The 14,271-nt window shown below is 67.0% G+C and carries 14 protein-coding genes; 9 read left to right on the forward strand and 5 right to left on the reverse strand.

Going from position 1 to position 14,271, the window contains the following annotated elements; translation table 11 throughout:
* Positions 1-20 precede the first annotated feature (20 nt).
* On the forward strand, positions 21-800 hold the full coding sequence (locus FQU96_RS04610; protein WP_146539636.1) for a succinate dehydrogenase iron-sulfur subunit: 780 nt from the start codon (positions 21-23) through the stop codon (positions 798-800).
* A 72-nt stretch (positions 801-872) separates the two neighbouring features.
* On the opposite strand, the gene FQU96_RS04615 is transcribed toward FQU96_RS04610, so the two are convergent.
* The 3 genes from FQU96_RS04615 to FQU96_RS04625 form a co-directional block, all read right to left on the reverse strand.
* Complete coding sequence (locus FQU96_RS04615) at positions 873-1,868, reverse strand: tripartite tricarboxylate transporter substrate binding protein (protein ID WP_146539637.1); 996 nt, start codon at positions 1,866-1,868, stop codon at positions 873-875.
* A gap of 28 nt (positions 1,869-1,896) precedes the next feature.
* Positions 1,897-3,516: a serine hydrolase gene (locus FQU96_RS04620; protein WP_146539638.1), complete on the reverse strand. Its 1,620-nt coding sequence runs from the start codon at positions 3,514-3,516 to the stop codon at positions 1,897-1,899.
* A gap of 157 nt (positions 3,517-3,673) precedes the next feature.
* Positions 3,674-3,922 carry a hypothetical protein gene (locus FQU96_RS04625; RefSeq protein ID WP_146539639.1) on the reverse strand — a complete coding sequence of 83 codons (249 nt, stop codon included), beginning with the start codon at positions 3,920-3,922 and terminating at the stop codon, positions 3,674-3,676.
* 310 nt (positions 3,923-4,232) lie between these two features.
* Between FQU96_RS04625 and FQU96_RS04630 the strand changes: the two genes are divergently transcribed.
* The 5 genes from FQU96_RS04630 to FQU96_RS04650 all read left to right on the forward strand — a co-directional run bounded on the left by FQU96_RS04630 (position 4,233) and on the right by FQU96_RS04650 (position 9,017).
* Positions 4,233-4,790, forward strand: coding sequence for a LemA family protein (locus tag FQU96_RS04630; protein WP_146539640.1), 558 nt, complete (start codon positions 4,233-4,235; stop codon positions 4,788-4,790).
* 126 nt (positions 4,791-4,916) lie between these two features.
* A complete protein-coding gene (locus FQU96_RS04635) occupies positions 4,917-6,023 on the forward strand; it encodes a M48 family metallopeptidase (RefSeq protein WP_146539641.1) in 1,107 nt (368 codons plus the stop codon).
* Positions 6,024-6,100: 77 nt separating this feature from the next.
* Positions 6,101-6,805, forward strand: coding sequence for a GntR family transcriptional regulator (locus FQU96_RS04640; RefSeq protein ID WP_218574594.1), 705 nt, complete (start codon positions 6,101-6,103; stop codon positions 6,803-6,805).
* Positions 6,806-6,837: 32 nt separating this feature from the next.
* Positions 6,838-7,641: a phytanoyl-CoA dioxygenase family protein gene (locus FQU96_RS04645; protein WP_146539642.1), complete on the forward strand. Its 804-nt coding sequence runs from the start codon at positions 6,838-6,840 to the stop codon at positions 7,639-7,641.
* A gap of 14 nt (positions 7,642-7,655) precedes the next feature.
* Positions 7,656-9,017 carry an NAD(P)H-dependent oxidoreductase gene (locus FQU96_RS04650; RefSeq protein WP_146539643.1) on the forward strand — a complete coding sequence of 454 codons (1,362 nt, stop codon included), beginning with the start codon at positions 7,656-7,658 and terminating at the stop codon, positions 9,015-9,017.
* A gap of 39 nt (positions 9,018-9,056) precedes the next feature.
* Here FQU96_RS04650 and sodC read toward each other — a convergent pair whose 3' ends face one another.
* A complete protein-coding gene (gene sodC / locus FQU96_RS04655) occupies positions 9,057-9,605 on the reverse strand; it encodes a superoxide dismutase family protein (protein ID WP_146539644.1) in 549 nt (182 codons plus the stop codon).
* Between the two features lie 135 nt (positions 9,606-9,740).
* Here sodC and zapE point away from each other — a divergent pair, with 135 nt between their 5' ends.
* The gene (gene zapE, locus FQU96_RS04660; protein WP_255467845.1) at positions 9,741-10,934 is read left to right on the forward strand and encodes a cell division protein ZapE; all 1,194 of its coding nucleotides are present in this window, start codon (positions 9,741-9,743) and stop codon (positions 10,932-10,934) included.
* 190 nt (positions 10,935-11,124) lie between these two features.
* Positions 11,125-12,258 (forward strand): nitronate monooxygenase, encoded by a 1,134-nt coding sequence (locus FQU96_RS04665; RefSeq protein WP_146539645.1) that lies wholly within the window; start codon positions 11,125-11,127, stop codon positions 12,256-12,258.
* 40 nt (positions 12,259-12,298) lie between these two features.
* Here the strand turns inward: FQU96_RS04665 and FQU96_RS04670 are convergent, their stop codons facing one another.
* Entirely contained in the window at positions 12,299-13,093 is a 795-nt protein-coding gene (locus FQU96_RS04670) for a class II aldolase/adducin family protein (protein WP_146539646.1), read from the reverse strand.
* A gap of 228 nt (positions 13,094-13,321) precedes the next feature.
* Between FQU96_RS04670 and FQU96_RS04675 the strand changes: the two genes are divergently transcribed.
* A complete protein-coding gene (locus FQU96_RS04675) occupies positions 13,322-14,233 on the forward strand; it encodes a dienelactone hydrolase family protein (RefSeq protein ID WP_146539647.1) in 912 nt (303 codons plus the stop codon).
* The last annotated feature ends 38 nt before the right edge of the window (positions 14,234-14,271 follow it).

The following is a 14,271-nucleotide window of genomic DNA, read 5'->3' on the forward strand; positions in this document are numbered from 1 at the left end:
AGAGCCCGGAGTGAGACGCAATGGCTGAATTCGCACTGCCCGCCAACTCGAAGATCGATCGCAACGGCGCGGCCTATCCGGCGCCGTCGGGCGCCAAGCAGGTGAAGTCGTTCAAGGTCTATCGCTGGAATCCCGACGACGGCAAGAATCCGCGCATCGACACCTACGACATCGACCTTGCCGACTGCGGGCCGATGATTCTCGACGCGCTGATCAAGATCAAGAACGAGGTCGACAGCACGCTGACGTTCCGCCGCTCGTGCCGCGAGGGCGTGTGCGGATCGTGCGCCATGAACATCGACGGCACCAATACGCTGGCCTGCACCAAGTACATCGACGACGTGAAAGGCGACGTGAAGATCCACCCGCTGCCGCACATGCCGGTGGTGAAGGATCTCGTGCCCGACCTGACGACGGCGTATGCCCAGCTGGCCTCGGTCGAGCCGTGGCTCAAGAACGAGAGCCCGGCCCCGGAGCGCGAACGCCTGCAATCGCCGCAGGAGCGTGCCAAGCTCGACGGCCTGTGGGAGTGCATCCTGTGCTTCTCCTGCACCACCAGCTGCCCCAGCTACTGGTGGAACGGCGAGCGCTATCTTGGTCCGGCGGTGCTGCTGCAAGCCTATCGCTGGATCGTCGACAGCCGCGACGAGGCGACCGGTGACCGGCTCGATCAGCTCGAGGATCCGTTTCGCCTCTACCGCTGCCACACCATCATGAACTGCACCAAGACCTGCCCCAAGGGTCTGAACCCGGCCAAGGCCATCGCCGAAATCAAGAAGATGATGGTGGCCCGGAAATAGGGGCGCACCTGCCGCAAGACGCTGACGCAAAGCCCCCCGCGCGGAGGGCTTTGTTATGTTGAGGCGCTCCGGTCAGTCGAGGCGGATGTCGGCGACCTTGACGACCTGCGCCCACTTGTCGATCTCGGCTTCGACGAAGCGCTGGAATTCCAGGCCCGCCAGGGGCGCAGCCTCCTGTCCCTGGTCGGCGAGCAGCGGCTGGATGGCCGGGTCGAGCAGGGCATCCTTCATCGCTCCGTAGATCCGGTCGCGGATGGTGTCGGGCAAAGCCGCGGGGCCGAACAGTCCCGTCCATCCCGAGGCGATCAGCCCCGGTACGCCCTGCTCGATCGCGGTCGGCAGGTCGGGCGCGAAAGCGACGCGGCGCTCCGACAACACGGCCAATCCGCGCAGGTCGCCGCTGCGGATGTGCGGCAGCAGCGGCGCGTAGTAGATCATCATCTTCACGCGTCCGGCCAACAGGTCCGAGATTCCCCGGCCGACGTCGCGATAGGGCACGTGCACGACCTTGGCGCCGGTCTTCAGACGCAGCAGTTCGGTCGCCAGGTGGCCCGATCCGCCGACGCCGCTGGACGCGTAATCGACGCCGTTGGGCTCTGTCTTCGAATAGGCCACGAACTCGGCCAGCGTGCGTGCCGGCACCGACGGATGGACCACAACCAGGCCCGGCGGTGTCGCGGCGCGGCCGATCGGCGTGAAGTCGCGCAAGACGTTGTAGGGCAGGGTGGGCATCAGCGGCACCAGCGTGGCGTGCGAGGCCACCGTGCCCATCACCAGCGTATAGCCGTCGGGCGGCGACTTCGCGACGGCATCGCTGCCGATGGCGCCTGTCGCGCCCGATTTGTTGTCGATGACCAGCGGTTGGCCGAGCAGTTGCGACATGCGCGGCGCGATCATGCGCATCGCCATGTCGGTCGTCGATCCGGCGCCGTACGGCACGATGATCCGGATCGATCGGCTCGGGTATGGCTCGCCACCGGCGCGGGTCTGCGCCCATGTCGGTAGGCCGCCCGTGACCACGGTGCCGGCTGCGGCCCCGATCAGGATCCGTCTGCGAAACAAGGCCATGCCATCTTCTCCGCGCAGGTCGAGCCGGTCAGATCGCGCCGACCCGGGCGAACTTCATTTGCTTGATGCGGCCGCTGGAAACGGCAAAACCCGTGATGTCGCCGGCCGCGTTGCGCTCGATCCGTGCCAGTTGCGTGGTGGCAAGCCACGGGCTTGGCGTCTCGATCTCGACCAGGTCGGTGGCCACGCCGCGCACCGGCCATGGCGCACCGCCGGTGACCAGCGGACCGGCCACGTGGACGGCCAATCCGCCGTCCGGCGATGCCGGCGGGATGGTCCAGGTCGCATCGCAGTCCCGGGCATGGTAGCGCCCCGGAAGGTCGGCCGGTGGGCGGTCGCGATAGGCCAGCCGGCGAAACGGCAACACCCGCCCGGCGCCCAGCGCCACATCGAGCGTGTCGTCGACGGCGGGCAGTCGCACGGCGAATTCGAACGAGCCCCTGTCGGCCGCCAGCCAGCCATCGCCGCGCGGCGCCAGGGCGAAGGGCATGCCGTTCTGGATCACGGTGGGCTCGCCGTCGCGCCACAGCAGATCGAACAGAGCCGGCTCCGCCTCGTTCACGTACGTGCCGGCGATGCCCTCGATCGCCGATGCGGCCACCGGTTCCGGCGCCGGTGTCAACGCATTGGCATCGCGCAGTGTCTCGATGGCGACCCGGCGTGCCAGCCGGTACGGGTCGATGCTGCTGAGGTTGGCGATCACGACGACCGTCAGGCGCGCATCCGGCACGCGCAGGAACTCGGTGCGGTAGCCCGGCCACAGGCCGCCATGCCCCAGCGTGGCGAGGCCGCGCATCTGGCCGCGCTCGATGCCGCGCAGGTAATTGTTGGCGCTGCCGCCGGCCAGCGCCATGGCCGTGGTCAGGCGTTGCGGCAGGTCGGTCGGACGCAGCACCGGCCGGTCGAAATGACGGCTCCAGATCAGCAGGTCCTCGACGGTCGAGATCAGGCCGCCCTCGCCACCCTGGGGATAGGCGTGTGGTGCGCGGCGCACGCTGCCGTCCGGATTGGCCAGGTAGCCGGTGGCGAGATCGGGCACCGGCACGTCGAGCGACGGGTGCAGCAGGGACCGGGTCATGCCCAGCGGCCCGAAGATGCGCTCGGCGAAGACCGTGCCGAGGGGCTGGCCGCTGACGCGCTCGACGATCAGTCCCAGCAGCAGGAAGTTGGTGTTGCTGTAGAGGAAGCGGCTGCCGGGCGCGAAGTTGAGATGATGGCTGCGGCACGCGGCGGCCAGCAGATCCTGGGCATGGCAGGGCCGATCAAGCCCATGACCGCCCAACCGCATCAGCTCGAGGAAGTCGGGCAGGCCGCTGCTGTTGCGCATCATCTGGTCGATCGTCACCGGCAACGGCGGCAACTCCGGCAGATACGTATGCGGCGGTTCGTCGAGTGACAGGCGTCCTTCGGCGGCCAGCATCAGCGCCGCCGTGACGGTGAACTGCTTGGTGACCGACGCGATGCGAAAGCGTGTCGCCGGCGTGATGGGCACGCGATAGTCGACGCTGGCCAACCCGTAGCCGCGGCACACCAGGATCTCGCCATCCTGCATCACGCCGACGACGGCGCCGGGTGATCCTTCGCGCGCGACGCGGGTGAAGAGGGCGTCGATCCGGCGATCGAGGCTGAGACGGTCGACAGCAAGCATGATGGACCCTTGACGATGCGATTGCGGGCGCAACCGTGTCGGACCCGGGCCGTGACGTCCAGCTTCGTACTTGCAATGCGGATAACGAAAACACGCGGAAGATCGACTTCCGCGTGTCTGGGTTGGGAGCCCGCCGGCATCCGCCGGCGTCAAAGCGTCAGTTGGATGCTGTCGTGCACCGCGCCCGGCACTGTGCGACCAGCGCGTCGACCCGATCCTTGTGGGCCTCGGGGAAATAGTCGTACTCGTCCTTGGCGCAGTTCTTCACCCGGTAGGTCACCGCGCCCGAAGCGGCCACGAAGCGCTGCGGATCCGGCGCACAGGCGTTCTGGCTGCCCGGAAACACATAGGTGTACTGCTGTATCGGCGCTGCCGGTGCCGTGGAGGCCGGGGCCGTATAGGGCATGCCGGGCATCAGCCCGCTCTGCGGGTTGACGTCGGACAGGCTCGCAGAGCTTTGCGGCGAGTTGGCGCAACTTGCGAGGATGAGAGTCGAAAGTATTGCGCACACTACCTTTTCCATCGTCTTGCCCCGTTATGCAGAAAGTGACGTAAGGGTTTGTAACAAATGCATTTTTCGGGATTATAGATACTCTTTTTCGGGCTGTAGGCCAAGTTCTTTTGCGTCGCGCTGTCAATTGCGAGGCTGCCGACCTGCTATGACGATGGCCGAATTGGCGTAGGCTCCCGGCAGGAAACCAGAACAGGAGCGCTTCATGAGCACGGGCGGTTGGATCGTATTGGGGGTGATCGTTGCCGTCGTCGTATGGCTGATCGCGACGTACAACGGCCTGGTCTCGCGCCGGAACCAATCGCAGAACGCGTGGAGCCAGATCGACGTCCAGCTCAAGCGTCGCCACGACCTGATCCCCAACCTGGTGCAGGTGGTGAAGGACGCGATGAGCTACGAGCAGGAGACGCTGAAGACCGTCATCGAAGCCCGCAATCGCGCCGTCGCGGCGACCGGTCCGGCGCAGGCCAGTGTGGCCGAGGCGGCGCTCAGCGAGGCGACCGGCAAGCTTCTCATGCTGATGGAGAACTATCCGACGCTGAAGGCCAACGACAACGTCATGCAGCTCCAGGAAGAACTGACGACGACCGAGAACAAGATCTCGTTCGCGCGCCAGTTCTACAACGACAGCGTCATGGCTCTGAACAACGCCGTCCAGTCGTTTCCCGGCAACCTGATCGCCGGCCGCTTCGGCTTCACGATCGGCCAGTTCTTCGACGTGCCCGAAACCGAAAAAGCGGTGCCGCAAGTGAAGCTGCGTTGAGTGCTTGACCCGTCATCCCGAGCGCAGCGAGGGATCTTCTCGCCATGACCTGTCGTCGGACCACCAAAAGATTCCTCGCTTCGCTCGGAATGACGGCGAGCAGCGATCCCACGCGTTGAGGCGGCGATGGTAGATCGGCCACCGGGGCCGTGGGGCCAGGCGCCACGGCAGCAGAACGGTCCGCCGCCGGCGGCACCTGGAGCCGGTCCCTGGTTGTCGGCAACCGACGATGCGTCGCCGACCGCGACGGCGCGACTGCCGGCGGGTGCCGCCGTCGGTGCCACCGACTTCCTGGCGGCGCAGCGCGCCAATCGCCGCCGCACGATCCTGCTGCTGGCGGTGCTGACGCTGATGGCGTCGGGACTGGGCTATCTGGTGGGCTGGTATTTCGACATCGGATCGCAGGCCAAGCCGCAGCTTGGCGTCTTGAGTGCCGGCGGCGTGCTGGCCGCGCTCGGCCTGGGCGCGGCGTCGATCGTCTGGAGCTCGATATCGCTGGCCTGGGGTGGGCGCATGGTGCTGGCCATGACGGGCGGCCACGAGGTCTCGCGCGAGAGCGAGCCGCGGTTGTTCAACGTCGTCGAGGAGATGTCGATCGCCTCCGGACAGCCCATGCCCCGCGTGTTCATCATCGAGGACGAGGCGATGAACGCCTTCGCGACCGGAACCTCCGGCCGCAACGCCGCCATCGGCGTGACGCGTGGCCTGTTGAACGGGCTGAACCGGGAAGAACTGCAGGGTGTGATCGGCCATGAGATGGGCCACGTCGCCAACCTCGACATGCGCTACATGACCGTGGTCGGCGTCACGGTCGGCCTGATCGCGCTGGTCAGCGACATGATCCTGCGCTTCATGAACTGGGGGCCCGGCCGGTCGCGCGACCGCAGCGGTGGCGGTGGCGGCGCCGGGGTGATCCTGTTCGTCGTGCTGATCGTGGTGGCGTTGCTGGCGCCGCTGGCGGCGAAGCTGGTGCAGTTCGCCGTGTCCCGGCAGCGGGAATACCTCGCCGATGCCACGTCGGTGCAGTTCACGCGCAACCCGTCCGGTCTGATCTCGGCGCTGGAAAAGCTCACCGCGGCGGCGCGTCCGTTCGCCGGCGCCAGCCGCGCCACCCAGCACCTGTTCATCGTCAACCCACTGCGCCAGTTCGGCGCCAAGGCATCGGCGCTGATGGCGACGCATCCGGCTACCGAGGATCGCATCGCGCGGCTGCGGGCGCTCGGACTGGGCTGATCCTGGCTCGTCTTAAACCGTTGACAAAACGGTTTCTTTGATCTTCTGTATACGGAATACGGTACTCAGGAGTGATGATGACACGCCTGGAGATGATGACACGCCTGGAACTGCAGCCCGACCTGGCCGAGCGCGTGCACGACGCGCTGCTCGAGTCGATCTGCGCCGGCCGGCTGGCGCCGGGTGAGCGGGTGACGCAGGAGGGGCTGGCGACATTGTTCGGGGTGTCGCGCCAGCCGGTGCTGCAGGCCCTGATGCTGCTGAAGCGCCAGGGGTTCATCGTCGATGCCGGCCGCAAGGGCGTGATGGTGGCGCCGCTGGCGCCCGATCATGTCCGCCACCTCTATGAGATCCGGGCCGCGCTGGACGCCGCGGCGGCACGGGCGGCAGCGATGCGCATGACCCCGACACTGGCGGGTCGCGGACTGGCGTTGCTGGAGGCCGGGCAGGCGGCCATGGCGGCAGGCGACACCGGCCGGTTGATCGCCGCCGACGTCGATTTCCATCTGTTCATCTATGAGGCATCCGGCAATCCGCTGTTCGGCGAGACGGCCGCGCCGCACTGGCGGCATTTGCGCCGCGTCATGGGCGCCGTGCTGCGCGACCGCGATTCCTACGAGGCCGTGTGGCGCGAGCACGGCGCGATCCTCCACGCACTGGTGGCGCGTGACGCTGCGCAGGCCGAGGCGTTGGTGCGTGCGCATGTCGAGGATGCGGCGGCGCGTCTGGCCGGTTCGCTGGAGCTTGGCGCAGCACCGGAGTCGCAGCGGGCGGCCGGCTGACGGCCGACAACAAATCCCTTGAGGAGGAAGCCATGAAACTCACCGCACAGCAGCTGAAGCAGTTCGACGAGGACGGCTACCTGTTCTTCCCGAACTACTTCTCCGCCGAGGAGACCGCGATCCTGAAGAACGAGGTGCCGGGCGTCTTCACCCAGCGCCGGGAGGAGAACGTGCGCGAGAAGACCGGCGACGTGGTACGCACGGCGTTTGCCGTGCACACCTACCATCCGGTGTTCGAGGCGCTGGTGCATCATCCGGCCTTCGTCGAGCCGGCCGAGCAGCTGCTGGGTGATCGCACCTACATCCACCAGTTCAAGATCAACGGCAAAGCCGCATTCGACGGCGATGTCTGGCAGTGGCATCAGGACTACGGCACCTGGAAGGCCGATGACGACATGCCCGAGGCGCGGGCCATGAACCTGGCGGTGTTCATCGACGAGGTGAACGAGTTCAACGGTCCGCTGTGGTTCATCCCCAAGTCGCACAAGAAGGGCGCCATCGACGCCAGCCACGACCTCACCACGACATCCTATCCGCTGTGGGTGATCGACAACGACACCATTGCCAAGCTGGTGGCACAGGGCGGCATCGTGGCACCCAAGGGTGGGCCGGGATCGGCGATCTTCTTCCACGGCACGCTGGTGCACGGCAGCCCGTCCAACATGTCGCCGTGGGACCGCCAGATCATCTATGTCACCTACAACGCGGTCAGCAACGCCATCCGCCGCTTCAAGCGGCCGGCCCATATCGCGCACCGCGACTTCACGCCGCTCGACGCCTGGAGCGACGACTGCCTCGTCAAGGCTGCCGCCGCACCACGGCAGGCGGCCGAGTAGGAAAGGTCCGAACGATGAATCTCCACCGCATGCTGCTGAAGCGCGAGGCCGACGGCAAACCGGTTCGTGTCGGGCTGATCGGCGCCGGCAAGTTCGGCGCCATGTACCTGGCCCAGATCCCCAATACGCCCGGCGTGCATCTGGCCGGCATCGCCGATCTCTCGCCGCAGGGTGCGCGCGCCAATCTCGATCGCGTCGGCTGGGCCAAGGAGCGCACGACGGCATCCTCGCTGGATGCGGCGCTGAAGGGCGGCAACACGCATCTGTCGGACGACTGGCGCGCCCTGGTCTCGCATCCGGCGATCGATGTGATCGTCGAGGCCACCGGCAACCCCGTGGCCGCGGTCGATCATGCGCTCGAGGCGTTCCGCCACGGCAAGCACGTGGTGATGGTGACGGTCGAAGCCGATGCGTTCTGCGGCCCGCTGCTGGCGCGCCGCGCCGAGGAAGCGGGCGTGGTCTACAGCCTTGCCTTCGGCGATCAGCCGGCGTTGATCTGCGATCTGGTCGACTGGGCGCGCACGTGCGGCTTTCCGGTCGTGGCCGCCGGCCGCGGCCACAAGTGGCGGCCGTTCTTCGCGCAGTCGACGCCCGACACGGTGTGGAAGCATTGGGGCCTGAACGAGGAACAGGCGCGCCGCGGCGGCCTGAATCCCAAGATGTTCAACTCGTTCCTCGATGGCACCAAGCCCGCCATCGAAAGCGCCGCCGTCGCCAACGCCACCGGTCTTGCCGTGCCGACCGCGGGATTGGCCTATCCCTCGGCCAGCGTCGATGACATCCCCTATGTCATGCGGCCGCGCAGCGAGGGTGGCCAGCTCGAAGCCAAGGGCATGGTCGAGGTGATCAATGCGCTGGAGGCTGACGGGCGCGCGATCCCCTACGAGATCCGCAAGGGCGTCTGGGTCTGCTTCGAAGCGGAGACCGACTACATCCGCAACTGCCTCGAAGAATACATGGTGCAGACCGATCCGTCGGGTCGCTACGCCTGCCTCTACAAGCGCTGGCACCTGATCGGACTGGAGGTCGGTGTTTCGGTAGCGGCCGTCGCGTTGCGGCGCGAGCCGACCGGCACCGCGATCGCCTTCAACGCCGACGTGATCGCAACGGCAAAGCGCGATCTGGCGGCGGGTGAAGTGCTCGACGGCGAAGGCGGCTACACGGTCTATGGCCACCTGTTCCCGGCCAGCAAGTCGCTGCAGACCGGTGGTTTGCCGCTGGGATTGGCGCACAATGTGAAGCTGCTGCGGGCGATCAAGGCCGGCCAGCCGCTGACCTATGGCGACGTCGCGCTCGATGACTCGCTCGCCGCCGTCAAGATCCGGCGCGAGATGGAGACGATGTTCGCGCCCGCCGCGCGGATCGCTGCGCAGTGAATCTGGGACCGCGCGCGTCCACGCGCGCGGTCCCGAAAACTAGTTCGCCATCTTGATGTCGAACACGCCGCAGGCGATGCGATCGCCGCCGCCACCCAACGGCTTGGGCGTGTCGGCGTAGTTGTCGCCGCCGGCGTGGATCACCAGCGATCGGCCGCGCAGGTCGGCCACCTTCAGGTGGGGCGCCAACAGTTTGCCGGTGCTGACGCCGTCCTTCTCCACCACCAGGGCCGGCAGGTCGCCGCGATGACCGTCATGTTCGGGCCCGCGATGGGCCTTGCTGTCGGTCGGATCATAGTGGTCGCCGGCGGCGAGGCCGGGCACCATCTTGCCGTCCTTTTCGGCAGCGGCGCAGTTGGGCTTCTCGTGCACGTGGAAGCCATGCTGGCCGGGCGGCAATCCGCTGAGGTTGGGCTCGATGGCGAGCCCTTTGGGCGTATCCTCGAACACGACCGCGCCGATGGCGGCGGCCATGCCCTTCTCGTTGATCAGGTTCAACTGGATCGTCGTGCGATGTTGTTGTGCCGATGCCGCCGTGGCCACGACGCACAGCGCCGTCGCAATCATGCATGTCGTTTTTCTGCGCATCATGGTCTCCGTGATCGGCCGTACAACTCCACCAGGCGGTACTGTCTCAGCCAATAGCGGCAACGATATGAAATGGCCGAAGTTCCGGTTTGGCTGTTGCGTTGTCGCTGCGAATCGCTAGGTATGCCGCCAGCCATGAACGTTGCTGTGACGCCAGACGACCCGGCGCCGTCCGACGCGCCCGCCATGCCACCGCCGACCGGCAAGGGGCCGTTGGCCAATCTTGATGTGCGCCTGGCGGCCGGTGTCGTGCGTGCCGACACCGCGCAGCGCCGCGTGGCCGAGCGCCTGCAGGTACTGCACGACACCCTGCGCGCGGCCAACGCCACGCCGCGCTCGGGCGGCTTGCTGAGCTTTCTCGGGCTGGGCCGCAAGCCCGCGGTCCAGGTGCCGGGTGGCATCTACATCTGGGGCCCGGTCGGCACCGGCAAGTCGATGGTGATGGACCTCTTCTTCGCCGACGCGCCGGTCGCCAAGAAGCGGCGCGTGCACTTCCACGAATTCATGCTGGAAGTCCATCAGCGCCTGTTCGAGCGCCGGCAGGAGACGGCGGCCAGCGGCGGCGAGTCCGACACCATTCCGCCGATCGCGCGCGCGATTGCGGCCGAAGCCCGGCTGCTCTGCTTCGATGAGATGCAGGTGACCAACATCGCCGACGCCATGATCCTGTGGCGTCTGTTCGACACGCTGTTCGCCGAGGGTGTCACCGTTGTGGCGACATCCAACCGTGTGCCCGACGACCTCTACAAGGGCGGCCTGCAGCGCGATCGCTTCCAGCCCTTCATCGACCTGATCAAAGCCAAGCTGGAGGTGCTGTCGCTGGATGGCGGGCGCGACTACCGCCTGCAGCGGCTGCGCCAGCTCGACATGTACATCACGCCATCCGGTGCCTGGGCCGACGCCAAGCTGGAAGCGGCGTTCGACAATCTCACCGACGGCGCCAAGGGCAGCCGCCGCGTGCTGCGCACGCAGGGCCGCGACGTGATCGTGCCGCGCGCGGCGCCCGGCGTGGCGTGGGCCGATTTCGAGGACTGGTGCGGCAAGCCGCTGGGTGCGGCCGATTTCCTCTGCATCGCCGAGCATTTCCACACCGTGATCCTGCGCAACGTGCCCAAGCTGTCGCCCAAGAACCGCGATCGTGCCTGGCGGTTCACGACGCTGATCGATGCGTTCTACGAGAAGAAGGTGAAGCTGATCTGCTCGGCCGAAGCATCACCCGACAAGCTCTATGTCGAGGGCGATGGCGCTTTCGAGTTCCAGCGCGTCGTATCGCGCCTGATGGAAATGCAAAGCCCCGAGTATCTCGGGCTGGAGCACATCGAGGACTGACAGCGGTCCGGACGCAGATGAACGAAGGAGCGCCTCTCTCGCTGTGACCTATAGCGATCTCGAATAGGTCGATTCGTTTTCGTCTTGGACAGGCGGCGACTGTAACATCACCCTGCTGCGCCGGTCCGCGGGCATGTGCGGTCGATGTCGTCGCCAAGAATGATCTCAACCTGTTCGGAGTGCCATCGCCATGAAGTCCCCGATCTGCGACATGCTGGGTATCGACTTCCCGCTGGTGGCCTTCAGCCACTGCCGCGATGTGGTTGTCGCGGTCAGCCGCGCCGGCGGTTTCGGCGTGTTCGGCGCTGCCCGTCACTCGCCCGAGACGATCCATCAGGAGCTGCAATGGATCGATGACCATGTCGACGGCAAGCCCTATGGCCTCGACGTGCTGATTCCGGAAAACATGGCGACCGCGGGCGAGAAGAACGTCACCTGGAAGAGCCTGGAAAGCCGCGTGTCCCAGCGCCATCGCGACTTCACCCGCGATCTGCTTGAAAAGCACGGCGTGAAGCTGACCACGGCCGATGTGGCGCAGGACCAGCCGCAGCCCTTCGACAAGGAGCGGGCGTTGGCCGTGCTCGAGGCCGCGTTCCGTCATCCCATTCGCCTGATCGCCAATGCGCTGGGCGTCCCGCCGACGGAAATGATCGACATGGGCAAGCAGCACGGCGTTCCCGTCGCGGCGCTCGTCGGCGCCCGGGAACATGCGGTGCGTCAGGTGACGGCGGGCGTCGATATCCTGGTCGTGCAGGGCACGGAAGCTGGCGGCCACTGCGGCGAGGTCTCGACCATGGTCGTGGTGCCGGAGGTGCTCAAGGCGATCAAGGGCATCCGCGATGTGCCGGTGCTGGCCGCCGGCGGCATCATGACCGGACGCCAGATGGCGGCGTGCATGGCGATGGGCGCCGCCGGCGTGTGGACCGGCTCGGTGTGGCTGGCGACGGCGGAGGCCGAGACCACGGAAATCTTCCGCGACAAGATGATCGAGGCCTCGTCGCGCGACACCGTGCGATCGCGCGGGCGCACGGGCAAGCCGGCCCGACAGTTGCGTTCGGCCTGGACCGAGGCGTGGGACCGCTCGCCCGACAGCCCGGGCGCTCTGCCGATGCCGCTGCAGACCCTGGTCAGCCGCGATGCCTTCGACGCGATCGATCGAGCCGCGGCCGCCGGCAACCCGCGGGCGCGTGAGCTCGTCAGCTACTTCGTGGGCCAAGGCGTCGGCCTGGTCGACAGCGTGAAGTCGGCCGGCGCCGTGGTGCAGGAATTCAAGGAAGACTTCGCCGACGCCGTCGAGCACATGAACGCGCTGCTCGCCGAGTGACCCCGGAGCGCGGGCCTCCTGCCCGCGCACCGGGGTCGTTCTAGTTCCGGTAGCTCGGGTCCTTGGCGTCCATCATGCGCAGCATGGCATCCCAGGCCAGCGTGTTCATGTCGAAGCCAGTCTGTACGCCGGCGTTGCGGGTCACCTGCGTGCGCACTGTGTCGATCGCCGCCTGGCTCGGCAGGTTGAGCCGTGCCGCGCCGCCGGCCATGGCGGCGATCTGGATCGAGCAGGCGCGCTCGAGGTTGTGGATGCTGAGCCAGGCATCGGCGATCGAATGGCCGGCCGCCAGGGTGCCGTGGTTGCGCAGCAGCATCAGCTTCTTGTCGCCGAGGTCGGCGACCAGCCGCTCGCGCTCGGCATAGTCCAGCGCCACGCCTTCATAGTCGTGGTAGCTGAGGTAGGGCAGGCAGAACATGGCGTGCTGCGACAGCGGCAGCAGACCGTCCTGCTGCGCTGCGACCGCAACGCCGTCGCGCGTATGCAGGTGGATGACGCATTCGACGTCGGGGCGGCCCATGTGCACCGCGCCATGGATCACGAAGCCGGCCTTGTTGAAGGGATAGGGCGAGGGCAGCAGGATGGTGCCCTCGTGATCGACCTTCAGCAGCGACGAGGCAGTGATCTCGTGGAACATCATGCCGTAGGGATTGATCAGGAAATGATCGTGCGATCCTGGCACGCGCGCCGAGATGTGAGTGAAGATCAGGTCGGTCCAGTTGTAGTGCGCCACCAGGCGGTAGAGCGCGGCGAGGTTCACGCGCGTATCCCATTCCTCGCGGCTGACCTGTTCGCGCACGGACGGCGATGACTTGACGGCGGCAACCGGGCTCATGACGGGGCTCCTGCATCAGCCAAGTTGTGATCCTGGGCAGCGGCCCGGCCGAGCGTCAAGCGCGGCCGGCGCTCGGCAACCATGCCCTGGGCGCCGGGCGGGTGTCGTCACCGCCAGGAAACCGCAACTGCAGGCACTCGCCGGATTGTGATGACGCACCGGCGTCTGGCACCCTACGGTCCGCTATGGGAGTCCCGGGCAACCCGGGAGAACAAGAGGGGTGCGTTCATGGATGGCGATCGTTCGTTCGTAACGGCAGATACCGGCGTCTCGCGGCGCGACCTGTTCATCGGCGCGCCGGCCGCGGTCGGCCTCGGCGCGGGCTTCGCGCTGGCGGTGCAGCCGGTCCAGGCACAGACCATGATCACGACACCGACCGACGGGCTGGTGGCCGGCGAGGTCAAGGTCAAGACATCGGACGGCAAGGAGATGGCGGCCTACCGCGCGCATCCCGCCGCCGGCCAGGGCTTCGGCACCATCCTGGTCGTGCAGGAGATCTTCGGCGTCCATCAGCACATCGCCGACCTGTGCCGGCGTTTCGCCAAGGCCGGCTGGTACGCCATCGCGCCCGACCTCTATTTCCGCCAGGGCGATGCCACCAAAGTCAGCGACATCCAGACGCTGATGAAGGACATCGTCAGCAAGGTGCCCGACGCGCAGGTGATGGGCGATCTCGACTCGACTGTTGCGTTCGCCAAGGCCGAGGGCAAGGCCGATACCGCCAAGCTCGGCGTCACCGGCTTCTGCTGGGGCGGCCGCATCACGTGGCTCTATGCGGCGCACAGCCCCGGCGTGAAGGCCGGCGTGGCGTGGTACGGCCGCGTCGTCGGCCAGGCGAGCGAGCTGCTGCCCAAGCATCCGGTCGATATCGCGAAGGATCTCAAGGCGCCGGTGCTGGGCCTCTATGGCGGCGCCGACAGCGGCATTCCCAATGACACCGTCGATCAGATGCGCGCCGCGCTGAAGGCGGCCGGCACGCCGGCGGCGACCAAGTCGACCATCCACACCTATCCCGACACGCCGCACGGCTTCAACGCCGACTATCGCCCGTCCTACCGCAAGGAGCAGGCCGAGGACGCCTGGAAGCGCGCCACGGCGTGGTTCAACGAGAACGGCGTGCCGGCCACCGGCAAGGCTTGAGCGTTATTCCCTGGGAGCGCGGGCGTCCCGCCCGCTCA

This window comes from Reyranella sp. CPCC 100927 (assembly GCF_007859315.1).
Taxonomy (GTDB): domain Bacteria; phylum Pseudomonadota; class Alphaproteobacteria; order Reyranellales; family Reyranellaceae; genus Vineibacter.

Excerpts from the sequence above, each read along its gene's own strand:
- FQU96_RS04610 (WP_146539636.1), top strand. The coding sequence starts at position 21 with ATGGCTGAATTCGCACTGCCCGCCAACTCGAAGATCGATCGCAACGGC.
- FQU96_RS04615 (WP_146539637.1), bottom strand. The coding sequence starts at position 1,868 with ATGGCCTTGTTTCGCAGACGGATCCTGATCGGGGCCGCAGCCGGCACC.
- FQU96_RS04620 (WP_146539638.1), bottom strand. The coding sequence starts at position 3,516 with ATGCTTGCTGTCGACCGTCTCAGCCTCGATCGCCGGATCGACGCCCTC.
- FQU96_RS04625 (WP_146539639.1), bottom strand. The coding sequence starts at position 3,922 with ATGCCCTATACGGCCCCGGCCTCCACGGCACCGGCAGCGCCGATACAG.
- FQU96_RS04630 (WP_146539640.1), top strand. The coding sequence starts at position 4,233 with ATGAGCACGGGCGGTTGGATCGTATTGGGGGTGATCGTTGCCGTCGTC.
- FQU96_RS04635 (WP_146539641.1), top strand. The coding sequence starts at position 4,917 with ATGGTAGATCGGCCACCGGGGCCGTGGGGCCAGGCGCCACGGCAGCAG.
- FQU96_RS04640 (WP_218574594.1), top strand. The coding sequence starts at position 6,101 with ATGACACGCCTGGAGATGATGACACGCCTGGAACTGCAGCCCGACCTG.
- FQU96_RS04645 (WP_146539642.1), top strand. The coding sequence starts at position 6,838 with ATGAAACTCACCGCACAGCAGCTGAAGCAGTTCGACGAGGACGGCTAC.
- FQU96_RS04650 (WP_146539643.1), top strand. The coding sequence starts at position 7,656 with ATGAATCTCCACCGCATGCTGCTGAAGCGCGAGGCCGACGGCAAACCG.
- sodC (WP_146539644.1), bottom strand. The coding sequence starts at position 9,605 with ATGCGCAGAAAAACGACATGCATGATTGCGACGGCGCTGTGCGTCGTG.
- zapE (WP_255467845.1), top strand. The coding sequence starts at position 9,741 with ATGAACGTTGCTGTGACGCCAGACGACCCGGCGCCGTCCGACGCGCCC.
- FQU96_RS04665 (WP_146539645.1), top strand. The coding sequence starts at position 11,125 with ATGAAGTCCCCGATCTGCGACATGCTGGGTATCGACTTCCCGCTGGTG.
- FQU96_RS04670 (WP_146539646.1), bottom strand. The coding sequence starts at position 13,093 with ATGAGCCCGGTTGCCGCCGTCAAGTCATCGCCGTCCGTGCGCGAACAG.
- FQU96_RS04675 (WP_146539647.1), top strand. The coding sequence starts at position 13,322 with ATGGATGGCGATCGTTCGTTCGTAACGGCAGATACCGGCGTCTCGCGG.